This is a genomic window from Dietzia cinnamea NBRC 102147 (assembly GCF_001571065.1).
GTDB classification, from domain to species: Bacteria; Actinomycetota; Actinomycetes; order Mycobacteriales; family Mycobacteriaceae; genus Dietzia; species Dietzia cinnamea.
In genome coordinates this window covers 1-725 of record NZ_BCSW01000148.1, presented here as the reverse complement: position 1 = coordinate 725, position 725 = coordinate 1, and the positions used below count along the sequence as shown (strand labels likewise).

1 protein-coding gene is annotated in these 725 nt (G+C 68.6%); it reads right to left on the bottom strand.

The features are described from left to right. A partial coding sequence (locus DCI01S_RS16540; RefSeq protein WP_156482673.1) for a phage portal protein occupies nucleotides 1-725 on the bottom strand: 725 nt, incomplete at both ends.

The following is a 725-nucleotide window of genomic DNA, read 5'->3' as shown; positions in this document are numbered from 1 at the left end:
AATCACACCGTCGTTGTGGAGCTTGACGGTGGCGTCGGCCTCCGCTGCCACCGAACGGGCCGACGGATCAGCCCACCGGACTCGGACGTCGTACACCTCCGGGTCGTGCCCATCGGCCACGGCGAGCATGAGCCTCCCCACCTGCTCCCAGGACCGGCCGAACGCCTGTTGTCGTGCTTCCGCCTTCGCGGTGAGTGCCGCCTCGGCTGCCCTGGTCTGTTCCGCGCTAGCCGGGTTCGCGGTCATGACACCGAGGTAGTGGCCGGGGAGCCCGGTGACTGCGGAGATGGACTGGACGATCACGTCGACCGCGGTCCGGTAGCTGTCGAGACCGGCGCCGGAGAGCTGCCCGAACTTCGTTTCCGGGTCCTCGGAGATCATCGTCTTGTCCGACTCGGGGATCGGGTTGATCGGGTTCCCCTCGTCGTCCTCCGCGACCTCGAGGCCGGTGGCCCAGCGGCGGGGGCGGGCGTAGGACTCGGAGGTGACCATCATGTCGGCGAGGATCTTGTTCAGCGCGTCCACCGGGCCGATCACGTCCGCGAACTCGGAGGTGCCGTCCACGACTCCGGGCCGGTCGGCGTTGACCAGTGGCACCACCGGGACGACACCGAGGTCGTTGGGCACGGACCGCACGGCGTTCAGCGCGGTCGGGTTCAGGGGTTCGCCGATCATGTGGACGATCTCCTCCGGGCGATAGACCACGACGTGCGACTGCTCAGTCC